Raw genomic sequence first — 21,473 nt, 5'->3', positions numbered from 1 at the left:
GACTAGCGCGGCGTTTTTTTGTTGCTCGCGAGAATTTGTCCTATTCCCCGGTTGCCCGCATAGGCTGATAGTAATCAATGCGGACAAGGGAGGGCTTGTCATGGAGATCCGCGACAACGTCCGCCGCAGAAGGCGGGAGCGCATCGTTCAACTGATCGGACAGCGTCCGGCAGGGGAGAACGGGGCCGGGGACCTGCACGCGGCGGATTCACCTGCGGCCTTCGAATCCACGGACATGGCCGAGCGGCCTCGGAAAACCAATATTCAGGAATTGTTCCCGCACGCCGACACCAGCCAGCCATCGTCCCGCCCCGGCCGGGAGGACGCCCTGTTTCCCCCAGTCCCGGAGAGAACCGTACAACCGCAGCCTCACACAGACGGACACGAGCTTGATCCGGAGAAATGGTGGAAGGAGCAGCAGAAGCGAAGGGACCAAGCCGGGCCTTCTTGGCGAGGCGTCGGCGGACTGTCCCCGACGTCAATGCCTCCGCACTCCTCGGGGTCGGACAAAACCTACTTGTCCCGGCTGGCGTCCGGCTTCGCGGTTCGGCTTGCCGCGGCAGCCGTGCTGTTCGGCGGGGCCTGGGTTTGGTTCCATTCCGATCTGCCCGGCAGCGAAGCGGCACGCTCTTGGACGGCGGACGCGGTGACCCGCGACATGGACTTCCAGGCGGTAGAGGTTTGGTACGAGCAAACTTTCGGCGGTTCTCCGTCTTTCCTTCCGATGTTCCGCGCCAAAGGGGAATCGCAGGCCGTGTTCGGGGGCTGGAAGAAAAGCGAGGCGCTGCTGCCGACGGACGGCCGCTTGGTCCAAACGTTCGCCCAGGACGGGAGCGGGGTACGGATCGCCGCGCCCGGCGGAGAGCCGGTGAACGCCGTGTACTCCGGAAGGGTGCTGCAAGTCGCCAAAGAGGACGACGGAAAGGCGACGGTGCTCGTTCAGCACGCAGGCCGGATCGTCACCATATACGGAAACCTGGAAAAGCCGGCCGTGCAGCCGAACGATTGGGTGGAAGCGGGACAGAAGCTCGGCGTCATCCCGGCGCCGCTCGATAAAGGCGGGGAGAGCCTGCTGTATTTCGCGGTGAAGCAAAACGGCAAAACCGTGGATCCCGCGGAAGTGGTGCCGTTTGATTAAATGGCGAGGCATCGAGTTTCGGCTTCATCCGCTGTTCGTGCTGGTCATGTTGGCCTCGGTGGCGACGGGCCGCTTTTTGGAGCTCGCCGTTCTGTTCACGATCGTGCTTCTTCATGAATTGGGACACGTGGCCGCCGCGATGGGATTCGGCTGGACGGTTACGGAAGTGAAGCTGCTTCCGTTCGGGGGCGTCGCCGAGGTAGAGGAAGCCGGGGCGATGCCGGTTCGCGAAGAGGTGTGGGTGGCGATTGCCGGCCCCCTCCAGAACGTATGGATGGCGGTTGCCGGCTGGGGCATGTGGCAGGCCGGATGGATCGACGGGGGGTGGGCGGAGGAATTCGTGCGTGCCAACCTCCTGATATGCTGTTTCAACCTCCTGCCCATTTTGCCCCTGGACGGCGGCAAGCTGTTCCAAGCGTGGTTGAGTCTCTTCGTCCCCTACCACCGGACGCTGGTTTGGTGCGCCAGAATCAGCCTCGCGTTCAGCGCGCTGCTGGTTCTGGCCGCGTTCGCCCCACTTCTGTTCGGCGGCTTGCTTCAATTGAACTTGCTTGCGATCGGCCTTTTTTTATGTTTTTCGAATTGGAGCCATATGCGCAACGTACCGTTCGTTTTCCTGCGGTTCCTGATGCACAGGGCACGCAGGTCGGAACGCCATTTCGACGCGGGCGCGCTCGCGAGGCCGATCGTGATCGCGGAAACCCGGCCGGTTTCCGCCGCGCTGCGCTTGTTCATGAAGGAGGGCTACCATCTCGTCTATATCATGAAACAGGGACGCGTCGCCAAGGTCGTGCCGGAGGGCATCGTCATCGACGGGATCTTGAGCCGATTGACGCCGGGGAATGCGGATTTCCGCTATTTCATGTAAAATAAAAAGAAAAAAGCACGGCGATCGGAGGGCGGCATGAAGCAGCTGTATGTCCATCACGCGGGAAACCTGACGCAAATGGCCCTGCTCGAAAACGGCCGGCTCACCGAGCTGAGCGTGGAGAAGTCGGAACGGGATTCCCTCGTCGGCAATTTGTACAAGGGCCGGGTGGTCAACGTGCTGCCCGGCATGCAGGCGGCGTTCGTCGACATCGGCTTGCCCAAGAACGCCTTCCTGTACGTGGATGACGCGCTGCACCACCATTTGGAGAAGCAGCCGAAGGACAAGCCTTCCATTTCGGAACTGTTGTCGCCGGGAGACGAATTGCTCGTTCAGATCATGAAGGAACCGCTCGGCGGCAAGGGCGCGCGCGTCACGACCCATTTCACGCTGCCGGGGCGCTGGCTCGTCTACATGCCGCATGCCGATTACGTCGGCATTTCCAAGAAAATCGAATCCGAATCGGAAAGGAGCCGGCTGCGTACGTTGGCGGAAGAGCTCCGTTCATCCGGCGAGGGGATCATCCTGAGGACGAACGCCGAAGGGGTGAGCCGGGATGCGCTGGCCGCGGACTTGGACGAACTGCGGAGAAGCTGGCGGGACGCGGAACGCCGGGGTGCCGAATGGTCGGCGCCGGCCGAGCTGCACCGGGATTCCGGTTTGATCCGCCGCATGGTGAGGGATATCGTCACGCCCGATACCGAAGAGCTCATTTTCGACGATCGGGCTTCTTTGGAGGAAGCGAGGGCGTATTTGCGCCAGGCGGCTCCGGGTCTCGAAAACCGGCTGCGCCTGTACGGCGAGGCGGCGCCGCCCTTGTTCGAGCGGTACGGAATCAAGGAGCAGGCGGACAAAGCTTTCCAGCCGCAAGTGCGGCTCGAAAGCGGCGGTTATCTCGTTTGGGACCATACGGAAGCCCTCACCGTCGTCGACGTGAACACGGGCAAATTCACCGGCTCGGTCGACCTCGAGGAGACGGTGTTCCGGACGAACCTGGAGGCGGCGGAAGAAATCGCCAGGCTGCTCCGCCTGCGGGATCTCGGCGGCATCATTATCGTGGATTTCATCGATATGGAAACCGATGAGCATCGGCAGCAAGTCGTGGCCAGGCTGGAAGCGACGATTCGCCGCGACCGCACCAAATGCCAGGTCGTCGGCTGGACGAGGCTCGGGCTTCTGGAGATCACGCGCAAGAAAGCCCGGGAGAGCGTATCGAGCTATTTTCTCGAAACGTGTCCGACTTGCAAAGGGAGAGGCAAAATCACCGCCCGTTAATCTCCTGTTATGAAAAGATTGAAATTGGGCAATCGGTATGATAATATGTTTGAGTGCGTGCAAAGGGTTTGCATGCGGAAACCGCACTACACAAGGTTAAGAAGCCCGGTTCGTCCGGCACCTTGCTAGGCGAGTCTTAAGTATGGGGAGGTGCACCAGATGTACGCGATTATCGAAACCGGCGGCAAGCAATACAAGGTTCAAGCAGGCGACGTCATCTTCGTGGAGAAACTGTCCGCGAACGAAGGCGACAGCATCACGTTTGACCGCGTGTTGGCCGTATCCGGAGACAACGGCCTGAACGCCGGCAGCCCGCTCGTAGCAGGCGCCACGGTAACGGGCAAAGTCGAGAAGCATGTCAAAGGCGAGAAAGTCATCGTCTACAAGTACAAGCCGAAGAAGAACTACCATCGCAAGCAAGGCCATCGCCAGCCGTACACGAAAGTGACGATCGAAGCCATCAAGGCGTAAGCCATGATTAAGGTCACGATCGAACGCGGTGAAGCGGGCCGGATCCGGAGGTTTTCCGTTTCGGGTCATGCGGGGTATGACGATCCCGGCAAAGACATCGTCTGCGCGGGCGTTTCGGCGGTTACCGTCGGAGCCGTCAACGCGGTCGAGAAGCTGACGGGACTCGTTCCGAAGGCAAAGGTGCAGAACGGTTGGCTCAGCGCGGAAACGCCATACGGCGGTGATCCGGAGCTGGACGGGCGGGTGCAGCTGCTGCTGGAAGGAATGGTCGTCTCGCTGGAAACCATTGCGGATGAGTACGGAACGTACGTGCAAATACAAGAAGTCATCATGTAAAGAGGAGGTAGACACCATGTTGAAGCTGAATCTTCAGTTGTTCGCCTCGAAAAAAGGCGTAGGCTCGACCAAGAACGGACGCGACAGCCATTCGAAGCGTCTCGGCGCGAAACGCGCGGACGGTCAAGCCGTTACCGCGGGCAGCATCCTCGTTCGCCAGCGCGGCACGAAGATCCACCCGGGTACCAACGTCGGCATCGGCAAGGACGACACGCTGTTCGCGAAAGTGGAAGGCGTCGTGAAGTTCGAGCGTTGGGGACGCGACCGCAAGAAAGTCAGCGTCTATCCCGCCGATCAAGCGCCCGTTGCGGCTGCTCTTGAAGTTTAATAGCAACCAGAATCCCGGCCGGCGATTGCGGCCGGGGTTTTTGCTTTATAAGTAAGTTAGCAGGCGTTGCAGTTCTACTGAAGGAAGGATGAAGGGGCTTGCGTCCTGCGTTTCCTGAAAACGGTACCCGATGGGGGATCGCGGCGATCGCGTCGACGGCGATTCCCGCTGCGGCCGTGTTCGTATGGCGGGAATCGTGGTGGCCGGAGGTTTTGTTTATCGCATGGGTGCTGGCCGCTTTCGCCCTGTACACGGCATGGGCCAAGCGCAAGTGGACGGAACGAAGCATCCGGATGCTCGACCATGCCCGGCTGTCCGCCATTCGTACGCTGAGCCACCACCGCCACGACTGGATGAACGATCTGCAGATTTTGTACGGATACTTAAGATTGAATAAACCCGATAATGCGGTCCAAATCGTGGACAGAATAAGGGAGCGGATGGAGAAGGACAGTAAGGTGTCCCAGCTGGGGAATGCCGAATTGTCGACCTACCTGCTTTCCTTCCGGACAATCTGCGACCACGTACGGCTGGACGTGAACGTAGGGGAAGGCGTGTGTCTCGACCGGCTTCCGGTGGATGCGGACAAGCTCGCCGCCGGCCTGATCGGACTGATCAACGCGATCCGTTACCGGGCAGCCCCCTCGTCCGCGGGGGAAAACGTGCTCCGGGTGTCGTTTCTTCGGACGGAGGAAGCCTTGCGCGTGGAGCTCGTTTACGAAGGGGAATGGTCGTCGGGACAGAGCCTGTCGGGAGAAGCGGAGAGCCTGCTTCACGGTCTGGGCCGGTGGACGGAAGTCAAAGAGGACGGGGAGGGAGCGCGGGGCGGAGCCCGGCAGATGCTCGTCACTTTCCCTCTGACCGCATTACGGAGCTAACGGAGCTGAACTCATCATGTTTGTGGATAAAGCGAAAGTGTTTGTAAAAGGCGGCGACGGGGGCGACGGATTGGTCGCCTTCCGGCGCGAGCTGTACGTGCCGGAAGGCGGTCCGGCGGGCGGCGACGGAGGCGATGGAGGCGACGTCGTATTCAAGGTGGACGAAGGCTTGCGCACGCTCATGGACTTCCGTTACCAGAAGCATTTCAAGGCGCCCCGCGGGGAAAAAGGACGAAACAAGTCGCAGCACGGAGCGAACGCCGATGACCTCGTGGTCCGGGTGCCTCCCGGAACGATCGTCACCGATGACGATACCGGGGAAGTCATCGCGGATCTCACCCGCCACGGCCAAGAGGTCGTCATCGCCAAAGGCGGCCGCGGCGGCAGGGGCAACACCCGCTTCCGGGCGCCCAACAACCCGGCTCCGGCGATCGCCGAGAACGGCGAAGAAGGCCAGGAGCGCTGGGTCGTGCTGGAGCTGAAGGTCATGGCCGACGTCGGCCTCGTCGGGTTTCCCAGCGTCGGCAAATCGACGCTGTTGTCGGTCGTCTCCGGCGCGCGCCCGAAAATCGGCGCGTACCATTTCACGACGCTCACGCCGAATTTGGGCGTCGTGGATTTGGGAGACGACCGGAGCTTCGTCATGGCCGATTTGCCGGGGCTGATCGAAGGCGCCCATACCGGCGTCGGACTGGGACATGAGTTCCTCAGGCACGTGGAACGAACGAGGATCATCCTGCACGTCGTCGACATGTCGGGCATCGAAGGGCGCGATCCTTTCGACGACTGGGCTAAGATCAACGAAGAGCTGAAGCTGTACAACGCCAAGCTGGCCGAACGTCCCCAGATCGTGGCGGCGAACAAAATGGACATGCCGGACTCAGAGGCGTTCCTGGAGGAGTTCCGCAGCCGCATTGCCGAAGTGTCGCCTGAGACGGAAATCCTGCCGATTTCTTCGCTCACGCGCCAAGGCATACCCGAGCTGCTCTACCGGGTGGCGGACTTGCTGGAATCGCTGCCCGAGCCTTCTGCGCTCGAAGAAGCCGAGAAGGCGGGGACGGAGGAGTCGATCGTTTACCGGTATGAACCGGTTGACGAGTACGACTTCACGATCAGCCGGGACAACGAGGTTTACGTCGTCGAGAGCGACTCTCTCGATAAGCTGGTGAAGCGAACGCAGTTCGGTTCCTACGAAGCCGTCATGAGGTTCGCGACGATCCTCCGCAACGCCGGCGTCGACGCCGCGCTTCGCAAGCGGGGAGCCAAAGGCGGGGACACGATCCGCATCGGGGAGTTCGAATTCGAATTTTTCGAGGGCGCACCGGATACCTACTTGTACGACGATGAGTAAACGCGAAAAAGCCGACATCGCGGCGCCGGACGGCGCGATGCCGGCTTTCTTTATGCCTTCGGTTTCCGGCGTCAGCCGTATACGGCCACCATGTTGACTTCCGGTTCCCGGCTCAAGTCGATGAATTCGGAGCCGACCTGCACAAGCGGAACGGTCGGGTCCGCCGGGTTCACGAGCACGATTCTGCCTCGCCGGCTGTCCGTAAGCGTCACTTCGGAGCCGACCATCGCGTTCATAAGGCGCTTCGTGAACGTATGTACGATGGGGTAATCGAACCGGCCGAGCGAACCGTTGTAGATGTTCCCGATCATTTGGTGGAAAGGCGCGGCGTTCCGGTATACCCGATGGCTGGTGATGGCATGGAACACGTCGGCGACGGCGGTGATTTTGCTGAGCGGGTCGATTTGGCTGCCGGGAAGACGCAGCGGATAGCCGGTTCCGTCTTCTCTCTCATGGTGCTGAAGCGCGATCAAGGCCGACCTTTTCGACAACCCTACCGTTTTTTCCAGCAGTTCGTAGCCGATGACCGTATGTTTTTTGAGCAGGTCGAATTCCTCTTGATCCAACGGGCCTTCCTTATTCAAAATGGCCTCGGGTATGCGCATTTTGCCCGCATTGTGCAGCAGCGCGCCGACGGTCAGCATGGCCGATTCGTTATCGGGCAATCCCATCCAGCGGCCGATCAAGGTGGCGATGGCGCTGACGGCGACGGAATGCCGGTAAAGGTAATCGTTTTTGGTTTGGAGGGCCGTCAGGAGAGGAAAAACGGAGGCGTCTTCCGTCGCCTCCTGAATGAGCGGCAGCACGTCGGCGCGAATTTCCATGATCGGGATCTGGCCCTTGAGCCGAATGATCTGGAATAACTCTTCCGTGCGGGCTACGGCCCTGTCGATAGCGGATATCTTCATTTCGGTGGCCTCCTTCGATTTTATTGTAATGGAAGATTCTGAAAAGATACTGAACAAGATAAGCGGCCTTGCCTTTCGTATTTTCGACAAGATTTCGCCTATTGCCGGCCCCCGGTGATTCCGCTATAATGTCCACTATATACAAACAAACGTCTTTTTTGGGAGGACGGTCATGGCGGAACGCTATTATGCCGTCCGGGAGGATTTGCTGCCCGAAGGCATCCTGAAGACGGAGCAGGCCAAAGAGCTGCTCCGGCGGGGAGAGGCCGACACCGTGCACGAAGCGGCGGAGCGGGTCGGGCTGAGCCGGAGCGCGTTCTACAAATACAAAGACGGCGTCTATTTGCTGGAGCAAGCCGCCAGGGAAAAAATCGCGACGCTTTCGCTCGATCTGGAGCACCGCTCCGGCGTGTTGTCGAAGGTGCTCGGGCTGCTGGCGTCCCTTGAAGGGAACGTACTGACGATTCACCAGTCGATTCCGCTCCAAGGGCTGGCTAACGTCGTCGTGTCCCTGGAAACGTCGGGTCTTCAAGGCACGCTGCAGGATCTGCTCGACCGGCTGCGCCGGGAAGGCGGCGTGAAAAGAGCGGCTGTCGTCGGCCGCGGATAATGCTTTGCAAGATCGCAGCCGCGATTCGCACATAAGGAGGAGTCATACAGCATGAAACCGGTAAAAGTGGGCTTGTTCGGCCTCGGAACGGTAGGCACGGGCGTGGTCCGCATCGTCGAGGGACATCACGAAGATTTGATGAGCCAGGTAGGCTCTCCGATTACGATCCATAAAATTTTGGTCAAGGACCGCGCGAAAGCCAGAAGCGTGTCCATCGACCCTTCCAAGCTGACCGAAGATCCTTGGGAAATCGTGCAGGACCCCGAGATCGACGTGATCGTCGAAGTCATGGGCGGCGTCGAAGCGACGAAGGAGCTCATCCTCGCGGCGCTCGAACGCGGCAAGCACATCGTGACCGCCAACAAGGACCTGATGGCGCTACACGGCCCCGAGCTGCTCGCCAAAGCGCAGCAAAAAGGCTGCGACATTTTTTACGAAGCGAGCGTCGCCGGCGGCATTCCGATCATCCGCACGTTGATCGAGGGCTTTTCGTCGGACCGGATCACCAAAATCATGGGGATCGTGAACGGCACGACGAACTACATTTTGACGAAAATGAGCCAGGAAGGCGCCGACTACGCGGACGTGCTGAAGGAAGCGCAGGAGCTCGGCTATGCCGAAGCGGATCCGACCTCCGACGTGGAAGGCTTGGATGCCGCCCGCAAAATGACGATCCTTGCCACGCTCGGCTTCCGTGCCACGATCGATCTCGCGGACGTGGACGTCAAAGGGATCAGCTCCGTGACCCAGGAAGATATCCGTTACGCCAAACGTCTCGGCTATGAGGTCAAACTGCTCGGCATCGCCGAACGGCAGGACGAGTACGTGAGCGTCAGCGTCCAACCGACGTTCGTGAAGACGAGTCATCCGATCGCGTCGGTCAACGGGGTGTTCAACGCCGTATACGTCCACGGTGAAGCCGTAGGGGAGACGATGTTCTACGGACCGGGCGCCGGCGAACTGCCGACGGCCACGTCGATCGTCGCCGACCTCGTCGCCGTAGTCAAAAACGCCAAGCTCGGCGTGAACGGCCGCCAAGCGAGCATTTCTTATAAAGAGAAAAAGCTGAAAAGCGACAAACAGATCGCTTCGAAATATTTCATGCTCCTTCACGTGGAAGACCGTGCCGGCGTGTTGATGCAAATCGCCCAAGTATTCGCGGACTACGACGTCAGCATCGAATCCGTCATGCAGCCGCCGACTCCGGACCGGAAAGGCGCCGAGCTGATCATCATTACGCATGAAGCGAGCAAAGATTCGATGAACCGTGTCCTCCAGGCGTTCCAGGACCTGTCGACGGTCCGAACGATCAAGAGCTTGTATCGCGTCGAAGGTTGAGGTGGCCCGATGAACAGACAAGGATCACTTCCTCCGCGCAACAGGCTGGCCCGCGCGATCGTGCCCGCCAGCACCGCCAATCTCGGGCCGGGATTCGATTCTCTCGGGATGGCGCTGCCCTTGTTCGGCGGCATCTCGATGAAGGCCGCCGAAACGACGCGAATAACTTTATTCGGCGACAATTTGGAAGGCGTCTCGAAGGACAAGTCCAATCTCGTGTATGCCGTAGCCCAAGAGGTATTCCGCCGGGCCGGCGTCGAAGTGCCGGAGTTGGAGATCGCGATCGAAAGCGAGATCCCGCTGACCCGCGGGCTCGGAAGCAGCGCCTCCGCGATCGTCGGCGCGCTGATGGCGGCAAACGCATTGGTCGGCTCTCCTCTCTCGCTTGACGACCTCTTCCAAATGGCGACCTCCATGGAGAAGCACCCCGACAATGTCGGAGCCGCGCTCTACGGCGGCTTCGTGGCTGCCGCTTGGGACGGCGAGCGTGCGGAAGCGGTTCGGATGGAGCCGCCCGCGGACCTCGACGTGCTGGTCGCCATTCCGGCCTTCGAGCTGTCGACGAAAAAAGCGCGCAACGTGCTTCCGCAGCAAGTATCGATGGCGGACGCCGTGTTCAACGTCAGCCACAGCTCCCTGTTGACGGCGGCGCTGGCGACGGGCAATCTGTCCGCGCTTCGCCACGCCATGCGGGACCGGTTGCATCAGCCTTACCGCGCTTCGATGATTCCGGGCATGGCGCAGGTGCTCCGCGACGCGCCGGATCACGGCGCGTTCGGCGCCGTCTTATCGGGGGCAGGTCCGACGCTGCTCATGCTCGCGGACCGTCGGGATGCCAATCGCGGACAGCTGGAAAACTACGTGAAGGCCGTCATGTCCGCCAACGGCGTCGAAGTGTCGATGCGCTGGTTCAAGCCCAGCGCTGCAGGAGCCGTGGTCTCGGTGGAGGAGAGCGGCGCGGAGCTTGGAGCTCCGCTCGCATCGACGCCGGGTAAATTACCGGAGGTGAGGGCATGAGCGAACGCAGACGCGTGGCCGTACTGCCGGAGGGGACGGTTTCGGATGAAGCGGCCCGCTACCTGTTCAAGGGGCAGGACGTCGAATTCGTTTACAGCAAACTGATCGCCGACGTTTTCCAGTCTACCGTCAACGGAAATACGGACTGGAGCGTGATCCCGATCGAGAATACGATCGACGGATCCGTCAGCCTGCACATGGATTGGCTGATCCACGAAGTGGACCTTCCGATCCGTGCCGAATGGGTGTTTCCTTCCATTCAGAACCTGATCGGGCGGACAGCCGAGCTGTCCGACGGAGCAGGCTCGTGGGATCCCGAGAAAATCACCAAATTGGTCAGCCACCCCGTCGCGATGGCGCAGTGCCACCAATTCATCCGCTCCACGGTGCCGCACGCCGAGCTGGAGACGCTGCCGAGCACGGCCCAAGCGGTCCAACTGGTACGGGAGAATCCGGGCAAAGGATGGGCCGCCATCGGCACCCACCTGGCCGCGGCGAATGCGGGATTGGACGTCCTGGTGTCGGGGGTGACCGATCACGACAACAACTATACGCGTTTTCTTCTGATCGGGGAGAAACCTTATGAACGGCCGGATGCCGCGTTTCAACGAACGAGCATCCTGGTCACGCTGCCGGAGGATTATCCGGGAGCACTCCATCAAGTACTGTCCGCCTTCTCCTGGAGAAGGATCAACCTTTCGCGCATCGAATCCCGGCCGACCAAGAAAAAGTTGGGGAGCTATTATTTCTATATCGATGTCGAGCTTTCGATGGATACGGTCCTGCTGCCCGCCGCGATCGCGGAAATCGAAGCGATCGGCTGCCAAGTCCGCATTTTGGGCTCGTATCCCTGCACTCCGTACCGCCAAAACCAACCGGAGGTGTAACGAGAGATGTCTGAGCAATGGATTTATTTGAACGGGGAATTCGTAACCAAGGAAAACGCCAAAATTTCCGTGTTCGATCACGGTTTTCTTTACGGCGACGGAATTTTCGAAGGGATCCGGATTTACGGCGGCAATGTGTTCCGATGCAAAGAGCATTTGGACCGGCTGTACGATTCGGCCAAATCCATCATGCTCGACATCCCGTTGACTTACGGCGAAATGCAGGAGGCGCTCGCGGAGACGCTGCGCAAAAACGATCTGAAGGACGGTTACATCCGGCTCGTCGTCTCCCGCGGACCGGGCAATCTCGGCCTGGATCCGAAGCGCTGCCCTAAAGCTTGGGTCATCATTATCGCGGAGCAGCTCGCGATTTATCCGGAAGAAGCCTACCGGACCGGCTTGCGGTCGATTTCCGTCAGCCAGCGCCGGAACATTCCGGACGCGCTGAGCCCGAAGGTCAAGTCGCTGAACTACTTGAACAACATTCTCGTCAAAATCCAAGCGAACCTGGCCGAGGTCGGGGAAGCGATCATGCTCAACGCGCAGGGGTACGTGGCCGAAGGCTCGAGCGACAACATCTTTATCGTGAAACGCGGGGTCGTTTATACGCCTCCGACTTATCTGGGCGCATTGGAAGGCGTCACCCGCGGTGCGATTATGGACTTGTGCGGAAGGCTTGGCTATAAGCTGAAGGAAGAACCGTTCACGCTGCATGACGTGTATTGCGCGGACGAAGTGTTCTTCACCGGCACGGCGGCGGAAGTCATCGCGGTTCGCGAAGTCGACGGCCGCATCATCGGCGAAGGCAAAGCCGGTCCCGTGACGACGCACCTGCTCGAGGAGTTCCGCAAAATCGTGACGGTCGAGGGCTTGAAGGTATTTTAAGCGGATTTATATTGGCGTTGGGCAACCGTCGGACTTCGGTCCGGCGTTTTTTTTGATGGGGGTGGGCGAGCCGTCAAATAGTCTCTCACAGAGACTAATCCCACGATTCGGTGGAAATAGTCTCCCACAGAGACTAATTGGCCCACAGTCCCGCGATTCCATGAAAATAGCCTCCCGCAGAGACTAATTGGGCTGGAGAGCCGTGATCCCATGAAAATAGTCTCCCACGGAGACTATTTGGCGTGACGAGCCGTGGTCCCAATAAAATAGTCTCCCACAGAGACTAACACGCCCGAAGTCCCGTTAAACTCCCAAAATAACGCGCCATCGCGCGCTAATCCGCACATTTTCCCGTGACTTCACTGAAATAACGGGCCAGGCGCGCTAATCCGCATACTTACTCGTGACTCCATCGAAATAACGCGCCAGCCGCGCTAATCCGCACACTTACTCGTGACTCCATCGAAATAGCGCGCCAGACGCGCTAAGTGGACACGTCCTGCGTAATGTCGGCACAGGCCGCACCGATTTTTCTCCTGCATGATGTCAAATGCCTAGTTCCTGCATAGGATGTAGGGATTGCGGGGGGCAAAAGCCCGCTTGTGAGCTTATGTCATTGCGACCAGGAGGGAACGGCGTGAAGATTCATATGGTCAAAAAAGGCGACACGTTGTATCTGATTGCCCAGAAGTACAACGTTCCGCTCGAAGAACTGATTAAAGCGAACCCGGAGATCGCCAATCCGGACGAAATCGACGTGGGGATGAAGGTGAAAATTCCCGCCCCGGCCAAGCCGACGTTCGAGCTGATGCACCAGCATACCGTGCAGCAGGGCGACAGTTTATGGAAGCTGTCCAAAGCGTGGGGGATCCCGCTCTCCGTCATGATCCAAGCGAACCCTCAGCTCAAAAATCCCAACGTGCTGCTGACCGGCGAGGTCGTCAATATCCCGAAACTGGGGGCTGCCGTCCCGGCTGACGGCTTGACGATGCAAAGCGTCCATGCCGGCAAGAAAAACACCGCGGTGAAGCCGGATACGGGCGTCGTGGTCGAACCGGCCCCGCTGCCGGCACCTTTGCCGGAAATGCCCGCTCCGCTGCCGATGCCGGAGCCGATCAAAATGCCGCTGCCTGAAATGCCGGTCATGCAGGAGCCGATCAAAATGCCGCTGCCCGAGAAAATGCCTTTACCGGAAATGCCGGTCATGCCGATCATGCATGAACCGATCAAAATGCCGCTGCCGGACCTCAAAAATCCATATCCGATGCCTTACGAACATGATCATGACCTGTTCGCCCAAATGCACGTCCCGGCCGTGGAAGCGGGTGCCGCTGCGCCGATGCAGGTCCCCGTCAACGCAGCCCCTGAAGCGGCTTATGCCCACGATTACGCTTATCCGTACGGCCACGCCTACATGCACGATTACGGGATGCATCATCCCTACGCGTTCTACGGCCATTCATACGGGAGCATAGAAGGAGCCATGGGAAGCGTGTACGATCCCCAAGACATTAGCGGCTTCAACGTCAATCAAGCAGGCTTCGGCGATCTTTCGACACCCGGAACGGCAGTCTCGCCGGCTTCGGGAACCGGCGTAACGGGCTATCTGCCCGCTTACGTGCCGGGCCTCGTCTCTCCTGCCGCGGCAGGCGCCGCCAAGCCCGGGTGCAAAACCTGCGGCGGAACGCCCGCAGCTTCGGTCACGACGCCGGCGCTGCCCGCAATGCCGACGGCCGTCAGCCCGGCGATGACCGGCCCGTTCCCCGGCACGGTGCCCGGAACGATGACGGGCGCCTATCCGCAGGCGGGCTATCCGACGGCGGTGTCACCCGCGACGGCCTTCCCGGAAACAGGTTTCCCGACGGCCGTATCTCCGGTGGCTGCTTATCCGAACGTCCCTTATCCGACGGCTGTCCCGCCTGTGACCGCGTTTCCGAGCGCAGGCTACCCGACGGCGGTTTCGCCGGAAGCCGCGTACCCGGTTATGGGCTACCCGACGGCGGTCTCTCCGGAAGCCGCTTACCCGGTGATGGGCTACCCGACGTACCCGACATACCCGACGGCCGTATCTCCTTACGAAACGATGCCTTACGTTCATGATGCCTATGCCTATCCGTACGACCACTTCGCGCATTATCCCGTAACCGCCCCCGTTGCCGGCTATCCGACGAACATCGCGCCGGCGGCAGTCGTTCCCGGCTACCCGTATCCGCTGCCCGCCTTCCCGGTCGAGGAAGATTGCTTTGACCCGGTACACGCCGGTTATTACGGCTATCCTTACGCGCTCCGTCCGGATGAGCAGATCGCGCCTGCCGCTGCAAGCGAGTTATCCTTGCATGCTTCCGAGGGCGATGCGGAACCCGCGGCCGCCGCGCAACCGAAAAAACGGCATTCTGCGTCCGCCAAGAAACAAGTGACGGTGCGCCGTTCCAAGCCGAAACGCAAAGAGAGCCTTCCTTGGATCAAATGGTAAAGTAACCGCGCGCATAGTGCCGGAATCCCCTGGCAACAATAGTAAAAAAGAAAGCAGAGAAGGGGATTCCGGTGTTCCGCTTTCGCGCCATGAAAGAACTCAAGAAGAAACTGAAAAGAAGAAGGCGCCCGCTCTTGTCCCTCGGCATGCTGGCTGCGGTCTTCCTGGCCGCGTCCGCGGCGGGGATCGGGGGCGCGGCGATTATCCAGCGTGCGGCGCTGGGCGGCTCCGATGCCGCTCCCGCCGTCGTTTCCGTCCCGGAAAACGCGGACAAGCCCGCCTCGGCTTCCGCCGACAACCCGCGTGCCAAGGTCTTGCAGGCTTTGGCCGGCTGGAAGGGCGAAGTCGAGCTCGTCCTGCATCGGGTCTATTGGTGCGGAGAAGAGGACCGGATGCTGGGAAGCCGTTCCGCGCAAGAAGCGGCCGAACTGCTGAAATCGAGGCGGGATTGGGATGCCGTTTTCGAAGCCGGCGGCCGTCTGCTGCTCCGGGAACAGGTCGAGGACCTGTCGCCCGCTTGCCGCCAAACCGCGACGATCGGCATGGACGAGGACGGGAACCTGTCGTTGTTCGACGGACCTCCCCGTAAAGATAACGTCGTGCGGACGTTTTTCCAGCTTGACATCCGCTCGCTGGAGTCCAGCTTGTCGAAGGAAAGATTGCATGAGTTGGAGGACGGCATCCGGGTTTCCGACCGGGACGAGTACAACAGCGTTCTTTCCAGCTTCAGCGACTACGCCTACCGCAAATCCAAAGGAGTCATGAAGCAGGAACCCTGACAGCGTTTAGGAACCGCTGTCGGTGGGAATGCTTCGCGGCACCAACGAGGGCGCTCCCACGAGCGTCCTTTTCGGCATGTTCGCCGTTCTGTTCTCATCGGTGCGAACACATGCTATAATCATGAAAGCAAGCGGAGTCAGAAGAGAGCGGGGACCATACATATGCGGGTGCTGGGCATCGACCCGGGGATCGCCATCATGGGATTCGGATTCATCGACAAAATCGGCCACCGGCTCGTTCCCGTCCAATACGGAAGCATCGAGACCGAAGCCGGAACGAAGACGGAGGAGCGTCTGGTCCAAATTTACGAAGCGTCCTGCGCGATTCTGGACAAATACCGTCCCGATACGATCGCCGTCGAGAAACTGTTTTTCAATAAGAACGTCACGAACGCCTTCATCGTCGGGCAGGCCCGCGGCGTCTTGCTGCTGGCCGCCGCTCAGCGGGGGCTTCCGATTTCGGAATACACGCCGATGCAGGTCAAGCAAGCGGTCGTCGGCTACGGCGCCGCGGAGAAGAAACAGGTGCAGGAAATGGTCAAGATGATCCTCAAGCTGCAGACCGTCCCGAAGCCGGACGACGTCGCCGACGCGCTCGCGGTGGCCATCTGCCATGCCCATTCCACGTCCCTGAACGACCGGTTGAACGGAGTGAAGCCCTCATGATCGATTTTTTGCACGGCCGGGTGGCCCATTTGGAAACCGAATACGTCGTATTGGACGTGCATGACGTCGGATACCGCGTGTTCACTCCTAACCCGTACGGGCTCTCCAGAACGGAGGAGCCCGTTACTTTGTACATCCATCACCACGTGCGGGAAGACGCGATCCAGCTGTTCGGTTTCCCGACGAGGGAAGAGCAGGCCTTGTTCCGCAAGCTGCTGGACGTTTCGGGGATCGGCCCGAAAGTCGCGCTTGGCGTTCTTGCCGGGGGACGGCCCGAGACGATCGCGGCGGCGATCCAGCAGGAGAACGTCAATTTCCTGACCAAGCTGCCGGGCATCGGCCGCAAAACAGCACAGCGGATGATACTGGATTTGAAGGACAAACTCGGCGCGACGGGGAATGCGGCGACGGCCGTCGAGCTGTTGGAGCCGGTCCCTTCGCGCGGGGCGGAAGACGGCTCCGCATGGGCGGCGGCGCGCGAGGCGCTGGCCGGTCTCGGATACCGCGAGGCGGAGCTCGAACGGGCGTGGAGTTCGATCAAAGATAAGCTCACAGGCGACGAAACGCCGGACGCCCTGATGAAAAAAGCGCTGCAGCAGCTGTTCCAAGGATAATGGCATCGGGGAAGGAGGACGTGAAGCGTGGATGACCGAATCGTCACCGCCCATCTGATGATGGAAGACCAGGCGGTGGAATACAGCCTGCGTCCCCGTTACCTGGCGGAATATATCGGCCAATCGCAAGTGAAGGAAAACCTGAAAATCTACATCGAAGCGGCCAAAATGCGCCGCGAGCCTCTCGACCACGTGCTGCTGTACGGCCCTCCCGGGCTCGGCAAAACGACGCTGTCGAACATCATCGCCAACGAGCTCGGCGTCAACATCCGGACGACAAGCGGTCCGGCCATCGAGCGTCCGGGCGACTTGGCGGCGATTTTGACGAACCTGCAGGAAAACGACGTGCTGTTCATCGACGAAATCCACCGCCTGCACCGGACGGTCGAGGAAGTGCTGTATCCGGCGATGGAAGACTTCGCGCTCGATTTCATCATCGGCAAAGGGCCGAGCGCAAGGTCGGTTCGGCTCGACCTGCCGAAGTTCACGCTGATCGGCGCGACCACGCGGGCGGGACTGTTGTCCGCTCCGCTTCGCGACCGTTTCGGCGTCGTCAGCCGGCTGGAGTTCTATACCGAAGATGAACTCGCCTATATCGTATCCCGCGCCGCGGACATCCTGAACGTCGGAATCGTCGGGGAAGCCTCGCGGGAAATCGCCCGCCGCTCAAGGGGCACGCCCCGGATCGCGAACCGGCTTTTGAAGCGGGTGCGTGACTACGCGCAGGTCAAAGGCGACGGCATTATCACCGACGAGGTGGCGAAGGACGCGATGGAGCGCATCCAGGTGGACCCGATGGGGCTGGACGCCATCGACCATCGCATGCTGCTCGCGATGATCCAGAACTATAAGGGCGGCCCGGTCGGGCTCGACACGATCGCCGCGCTGATCGGGGAAGAGAGCCAGACGATCGAAGACGTCTATGAACCTTACCTGATGCAAATCGGGTATATCCAGCGGACGCCCCGCGGCCGCGTCGTGGCGCCGGCGGCTTACCGCCATTTGGGCCTGCCCGTGCCGGAGCGCGCGGAATGAGCGAAAAACCGCAACTTATGCGCCTGATTGTCGTCTATGATGGGGAATGCAATTTGTGTCTGGCAACGGTCGACAAGCTGAGGAAAATGCCGGTCCGCGCGGAGCTGACGTTCGTCCCGCTGCAGAAGCTGGTCAGCGGGGAAACGAAACCTTGGCCGGGTATCGACGACGTGCCGTTGTCCGCGTTGTCCGCTCAACTGCACGTGACGGACGAGGCAGGCAAGCGTTACAGCGGCGTCGACGGGGTCCTGAAGCTGCTCAGCTTGATCCCTTCCATGTCCGGCTTGGCCGCCATCGGCCGGCTTCCCGGTTTCCACGGGATCAGCCGGCTCCTCTACCGTCTTGTCGCCCGTTACCGATATCGGCTGTTCGGCCGAACATCTTGTTCCGACGGGGTATGCTCCTTGCCCCGCCGGACTCCTGAAGGCGGAGGCGAACATGATTCACCGTAAAGCTAACCGAACGACGTCCAGGTACATAGCCGCTTGTCTCCTCGTCCTGATCCTGTTATCCGGCTCCGCCCGGATCACGGCTTACGCCGCCGTGAACGTGCCCGATACGATCCGGGTCGGCTTATTTCTGAATTTGCCTTCGCGCAACTTCACGTCCTTAACGCCGGCCGCGACGATGCAATCGACCGCGGGGCTGTCGATCGCGTGGCGCGATCCCCAGTTCACGGCCGCGATCGGTTCGGCCGCCCCCGGGGAGACGGTCCGGTTCGCGATGGACGCCTATCGTGCGATCGTTCTGGAGACGGCGGATCTGAACGGCGCGATCGCGACGCTCAAGAAGGTCCAGACGTCCTCTTCCGCTGCATTCCTCACCAAACTGACGAAAGCGGGCAAGCCGGTTTACCAGGTGTCGGAAGGCATCTATTCCACATCCGCTGCCGCAGGCACGGCTTTGACCAAGTGGAAGTCCGCCGGCGCGGCTAACGGCGTTGCCGCATTGGCGGCTCCCAAAGTCGGAGGGCCGTGGTCGCTCGAATCGGGGCCGTACGGCAGCCTGAATGACGCCCAAGCGGCGGCCGACCAGATCGGCGTTGCCGGCCTGGACGCTTTCCCTGCCGTGAAAGTCGTGAACGGTGCGCCGGCATTCTACGTGCGTATCGGGCAGGAGGCCGACGCAGCGGGCGCAAGCGCCCTGCAGCCGGCGGCTGCCGCAGCGGGCGGCCTTAACGTTCGCGTCCCGGCGGCGGGAGACCCGTACGCCTTGGTCCGCCAGGATATGACCTTGTCCGGCGCTGCGGGAGCCCCTAGCTTTCTATACGCGATTCCGGCGAACGCTGGCGTTGTCCTTCGTGCCGAACCTGCAGGAGACGGCACGATCCAGTTGACCGAGCGCAGCAAAAGGTTTTACCGAGGCGCCATGGAAATGAGCGTGCTGGCGAATTCCCTTGCGGTCGTGAACGAAGTGAATTTCGAGCAGTATCTGTATTCCGTCGTCGGCGCCGAGGTCGGATCGGGTTGGCCGCCGGAAGCGCAGAAGGCGCAAGCCGTCGCCGCCCGGTCCTATGCCGTCGCATCCGGCACCGGGTTCCAGATCGCGAACGTCGTGGATACGACGCTCAGCCAAGCCTATAACGGCGTCGGATCGGAGAACGCGAATTCCACGGCCGGCGTTAACGCTACGGCGGGAGAAGTGCTCACCTTCGAAGGCAAAGTCGTCAGCGCGGTGTTTTCTTCGAATTCCGGAGGCGTGACGGCCGACAATAAGACAGAAGTTTGGGGCAGCGACACCGGTTATTTGGCCGGGGGGATCTCCAGCCCCGACGACGGTCCGCAGGCGGGACTGCTCGACTGGTATGACGTCGCGCTCGCGTCCGGGCAGCGCGGATACGTGCGAAGCGATTTGCTGGCCGATGCGGGCCGCAATGCCGCCGGAATCCCGGTGATGACCGTAACGGCCGACAGTACCGCCGTCCGCGTCCGTCCCAAAGTCGAATCGAGTGCGGATCCGATCGCGAGATTGTCCGCCGGCACGATCGTGTACCCGATCAAGAAAGTGCTCGAAAACACGGCGTATAGTTGGGTCGAGGTTCCGTCCAGCCCGGAGGATCTTCTGGCTTCTTTGAACAAATACGTGAAAGTGACGGGCCCTCTTCAGACGTTGGAAGTCACGGGAAGGGGACCGTCCGGCAGGGTGACGCAGGTGACGGCGAACGGAATCCCGCTCGTGCTGAAGTCGCCGGACTCTTGGAGGAGCGCCCTCGGCGGCGCCCGGAGCACGCTGCTATCCATTGAGGAGACGGGGCGGATGTCCGTGCTCGGAGAAAACGGAACGACCCGGGAGCTTCCGAAGGAAGCGGGTTCTTTGCAGATCCTGGGGGCGGACGGAGCCTCGCGTTCCGCGGACGGCCAGAACGTATTCGTCATGGACGCGTCCGGACAAGCCCGCGTCGTCACGCCGAAGCCGTCGTTCATCCTCTCGGTGAAAGGGTACGGACACGGCCTCGGAATGTCCCAGTACGGCGCCAAAAAGCTCGCGGAACAAGGGAATGACTACCGTTACATTCTGCAATACTATTACAAGAACGTGATGATCGAGAAGGATGCGGACGCATGAATGTCAGTGATTTCGATTTCGAATTGCCGGAACGGTTGATCGCGCAGACTCCATTGGCGAACCGAACGGCTTCCCGGCTGCTCGTGCTTCACCGGGAAGACGGCCGGACGGAACACCGAACGTTTACCGACTTGGCGGAGTATCTGGGACCGGGCGACACGCTGGTCTTGAACGATACGAGAGTGCTGCCCGCCCGGTTGTTCGGGACGAAAGCCGATACCGGAGCCAAAGCGGAGCTGCTCTTGCTCAAGAGACGGGAAGGCGACCGATGGGAAGCGCTCGTTCGTCCCGGCAAAAAAATCCGCCAAGGCGCCGTGCTCCATTTCGGACAAGCTTCCGAAGGCGGGAAGCCCTTGCTGACAGCCACGATCCTGGACGAAGGCGACATGGGCGCAAGAGTGCTGGAGTTCAGTTACGAAGGGATTTTCCAAGAGCTGCTGGACCGTTTGGGCCACATGCCGCTTCCTCCCTATATCAAAGAGACGCTGGACGACCGGGAACGTTACCAGACCGTATACGCCCGGCATGAAGGATCCGCCGCCGCTCCGACGGCGGGTCTGCATTTTACGGAGGAGTTTCTCGGTCAACTGCAGGCCAAGGGAGTCAGATTGTGCTGGATTACGCTGCACGTCGGGCTGGGCACGTTCCGCCCCGTGTCCGCGGACACGATCGAAGAGCATGAGATGCACTCGGAATGGTACTCCGTCAGCGAGGAAAGCGCGGCTATGCTGAACGAAACTCGGGCCGCCGGCGGCCGGATCGCGGCGGTCGGCACGACCTCCGCCCGCACGCTGGAGACGATCGGCCAAAAGTTCGGCGACGCTCCCATCGAGGCTTGCAGCGGCTGGACGGACATTTTCATTTACCCGGGTTACCGGTTTACGATGGTGAATGCGCTGCTGACGAATTTCCACCTGCCCAAATCCACGCTCGTCATGCTCGTCAGCGCGCTGGCGGGACGGGAAGCGATCCTGAACGCCTATCGGGAAGCGGTGCAGAAAGAGTATCGTTTCTTCAGCTTCGGGGACGCGATGTTCATTACACGATGATG

General features: G+C 60.6%; 22 protein-coding genes and 1 other annotated feature. Of the genes, 21 read left to right on the top strand and 1 reads right to left on the bottom strand.

All coding sequences use genetic code 11. The annotated features are described in order from the left end of the window. Positions 1-100 precede the first annotated feature (100 nt). The 8 genes from EAV92_RS11880 (at position 101) to obgE (ending at position 6,645) form a co-directional block, all read left to right on the top strand. Entirely contained in the window at positions 101-1,138 is a 1,038-nt protein-coding gene (locus EAV92_RS11880) for a M23 family metallopeptidase (protein ID WP_123041288.1), read from the top strand. After that, positions 1,131-2,006, top strand: coding sequence for a site-2 protease family protein (locus tag EAV92_RS11875; protein ID WP_123041287.1), 876 nt, complete (start codon positions 1,131-1,133; stop codon positions 2,004-2,006). Before EAV92_RS11880 ends, EAV92_RS11875 begins: the two co-directional genes overlap by 8 nt. Positions 2,007-2,042: 36 nt before the next feature. Then, positions 2,043-3,281 (top strand): Rne/Rng family ribonuclease, encoded by a 1,239-nt coding sequence (locus EAV92_RS11870; protein ID WP_123041286.1) that lies wholly within the window; start codon positions 2,043-2,045, stop codon positions 3,279-3,281. A gap of 69 nt (positions 3,282-3,350) precedes the next feature. Continuing rightward, positions 3,351-3,428: a sequence feature (ribosomal protein L21 leader region), on the top strand. 12 nt (positions 3,429-3,440) lie between these two features. Then, complete coding sequence (rplU, locus tag EAV92_RS11865; protein WP_123041285.1) at positions 3,441-3,752, top strand: 50S ribosomal protein L21; 312 nt, start codon at positions 3,441-3,443, stop codon at positions 3,750-3,752. Positions 3,753-3,755: 3 nt separating this feature from the next. After that, positions 3,756-4,088: a ribosomal-processing cysteine protease Prp gene (locus tag EAV92_RS11860; protein ID WP_123041284.1), complete on the top strand. Its 333-nt coding sequence runs from the start codon at positions 3,756-3,758 to the stop codon at positions 4,086-4,088. 16 nt (positions 4,089-4,104) lie between these two features. Next, positions 4,105-4,416, top strand: a complete 312-nt coding sequence (gene rpmA / locus EAV92_RS11855; protein WP_123041283.1) for a 50S ribosomal protein L27 — start codon at positions 4,105-4,107, stop codon at positions 4,414-4,416. A 98-nt stretch (positions 4,417-4,514) separates the two neighbouring features. Further along, positions 4,515-5,294, top strand: coding sequence for a Spo0B domain-containing protein (locus EAV92_RS11850; RefSeq protein ID WP_123041282.1), 780 nt, complete (start codon positions 4,515-4,517; stop codon positions 5,292-5,294). Positions 5,295-5,310: 16 nt separating this feature from the next. After that, positions 5,311-6,645 (top strand): GTPase ObgE, encoded by a 1,335-nt coding sequence (obgE, locus tag EAV92_RS11845; RefSeq protein WP_123041281.1) that lies wholly within the window; start codon positions 5,311-5,313, stop codon positions 6,643-6,645. A 71-nt stretch (positions 6,646-6,716) separates the two neighbouring features. Here the strand turns inward: obgE and EAV92_RS11840 are convergent, their stop codons facing one another. Continuing rightward, positions 6,717-7,553, bottom strand: a complete 837-nt coding sequence (locus tag EAV92_RS11840) for an HD-GYP domain-containing protein (RefSeq protein ID WP_123041280.1) — start codon at positions 7,551-7,553, stop codon at positions 6,717-6,719. Between the two features lie 172 nt (positions 7,554-7,725). Between EAV92_RS11840 and EAV92_RS11835 the strand changes: the two genes are divergently transcribed. The 13 genes from EAV92_RS11835 (at position 7,726) to queA (ending at position 21,471) form a co-directional block, all read left to right on the top strand. Further along, entirely contained in the window at positions 7,726-8,163 is a 438-nt protein-coding gene (locus tag EAV92_RS11835) for an ACT domain-containing protein (protein ID WP_123041279.1), read from the top strand. 51 nt (positions 8,164-8,214) lie between these two features. Further along, the gene (locus EAV92_RS11830; RefSeq protein ID WP_123041278.1) at positions 8,215-9,501 is read left to right on the top strand and encodes a homoserine dehydrogenase; all 1,287 of its coding nucleotides are present in this window, start codon (positions 8,215-8,217) and stop codon (positions 9,499-9,501) included. 9 nt (positions 9,502-9,510) lie between these two features. Beyond that, on the top strand, positions 9,511-10,518 hold the full coding sequence (thrB, locus tag EAV92_RS11825) for a homoserine kinase (protein WP_123041277.1): 1,008 nt from the start codon (positions 9,511-9,513) through the stop codon (positions 10,516-10,518). Then, complete coding sequence (gene pheA, locus EAV92_RS11820) at positions 10,515-11,405, top strand: prephenate dehydratase (protein WP_123041276.1); 891 nt, start codon at positions 10,515-10,517, stop codon at positions 11,403-11,405. Before thrB ends, pheA begins: the two co-directional genes overlap by 4 nt. Positions 11,406-11,411: 6 nt before the next feature. Beyond that, positions 11,412-12,290: a branched-chain-amino-acid transaminase gene (gene ilvE, locus EAV92_RS11815; RefSeq protein WP_123041275.1), complete on the top strand. Its 879-nt coding sequence runs from the start codon at positions 11,412-11,414 to the stop codon at positions 12,288-12,290. A 637-nt stretch (positions 12,291-12,927) separates the two neighbouring features. Further along, a complete protein-coding gene (locus EAV92_RS11810; protein ID WP_123041274.1) occupies positions 12,928-14,763 on the top strand; it encodes a LysM peptidoglycan-binding domain-containing protein in 1,836 nt (611 codons plus the stop codon). Between the two features lie 71 nt (positions 14,764-14,834). Next, a complete protein-coding gene (locus tag EAV92_RS11805) occupies positions 14,835-15,542 on the top strand; it encodes a BofC C-terminal domain-containing protein (RefSeq protein ID WP_123041273.1) in 708 nt (235 codons plus the stop codon). Positions 15,543-15,704: 162 nt separating this feature from the next. After that, positions 15,705-16,208, top strand: a complete 504-nt coding sequence (ruvC, locus tag EAV92_RS11800; protein ID WP_123041272.1) for a crossover junction endodeoxyribonuclease RuvC — start codon at positions 15,705-15,707, stop codon at positions 16,206-16,208. After that, entirely contained in the window at positions 16,205-16,822 is a 618-nt protein-coding gene (gene ruvA, locus EAV92_RS11795) for a Holliday junction branch migration protein RuvA (RefSeq protein WP_123041271.1), read from the top strand. The genes ruvC and ruvA overlap by 4 nt, the downstream gene beginning before the upstream one ends. Positions 16,823-16,849: 27 nt before the next feature. Continuing rightward, entirely contained in the window at positions 16,850-17,857 is a 1,008-nt protein-coding gene (gene ruvB, locus EAV92_RS11790) for a Holliday junction branch migration DNA helicase RuvB (RefSeq protein ID WP_123041270.1), read from the top strand. Next, positions 17,854-18,309, top strand: a complete 456-nt coding sequence (locus EAV92_RS11785) for a thiol-disulfide oxidoreductase DCC family protein (RefSeq protein WP_123041269.1) — start codon at positions 17,854-17,856, stop codon at positions 18,307-18,309. Before ruvB ends, EAV92_RS11785 begins: the two co-directional genes overlap by 4 nt. After that, positions 18,296-20,422, top strand: coding sequence for a SpoIID/LytB domain-containing protein (locus tag EAV92_RS11780; protein WP_123041268.1), 2,127 nt, complete (start codon positions 18,296-18,298; stop codon positions 20,420-20,422). The genes EAV92_RS11785 and EAV92_RS11780 overlap by 14 nt, the downstream gene beginning before the upstream one ends. Further along, a complete protein-coding gene (gene queA, locus EAV92_RS11775; RefSeq protein WP_123041267.1) occupies positions 20,419-21,471 on the top strand; it encodes a tRNA preQ1(34) S-adenosylmethionine ribosyltransferase-isomerase QueA in 1,053 nt (350 codons plus the stop codon). The genes EAV92_RS11780 and queA overlap by 4 nt, the downstream gene beginning before the upstream one ends. The last annotated feature ends 2 nt before the right edge of the window (positions 21,472-21,473 follow it).

The organism is Cohnella candidum, assembly GCF_003713065.1.
Classification (GTDB): Bacteria; Bacillota; Bacilli; order Paenibacillales; family Paenibacillaceae; genus Cohnella; species Cohnella candidum.
This window is presented reverse-complemented; position numbering and strand designations above follow the sequence as displayed.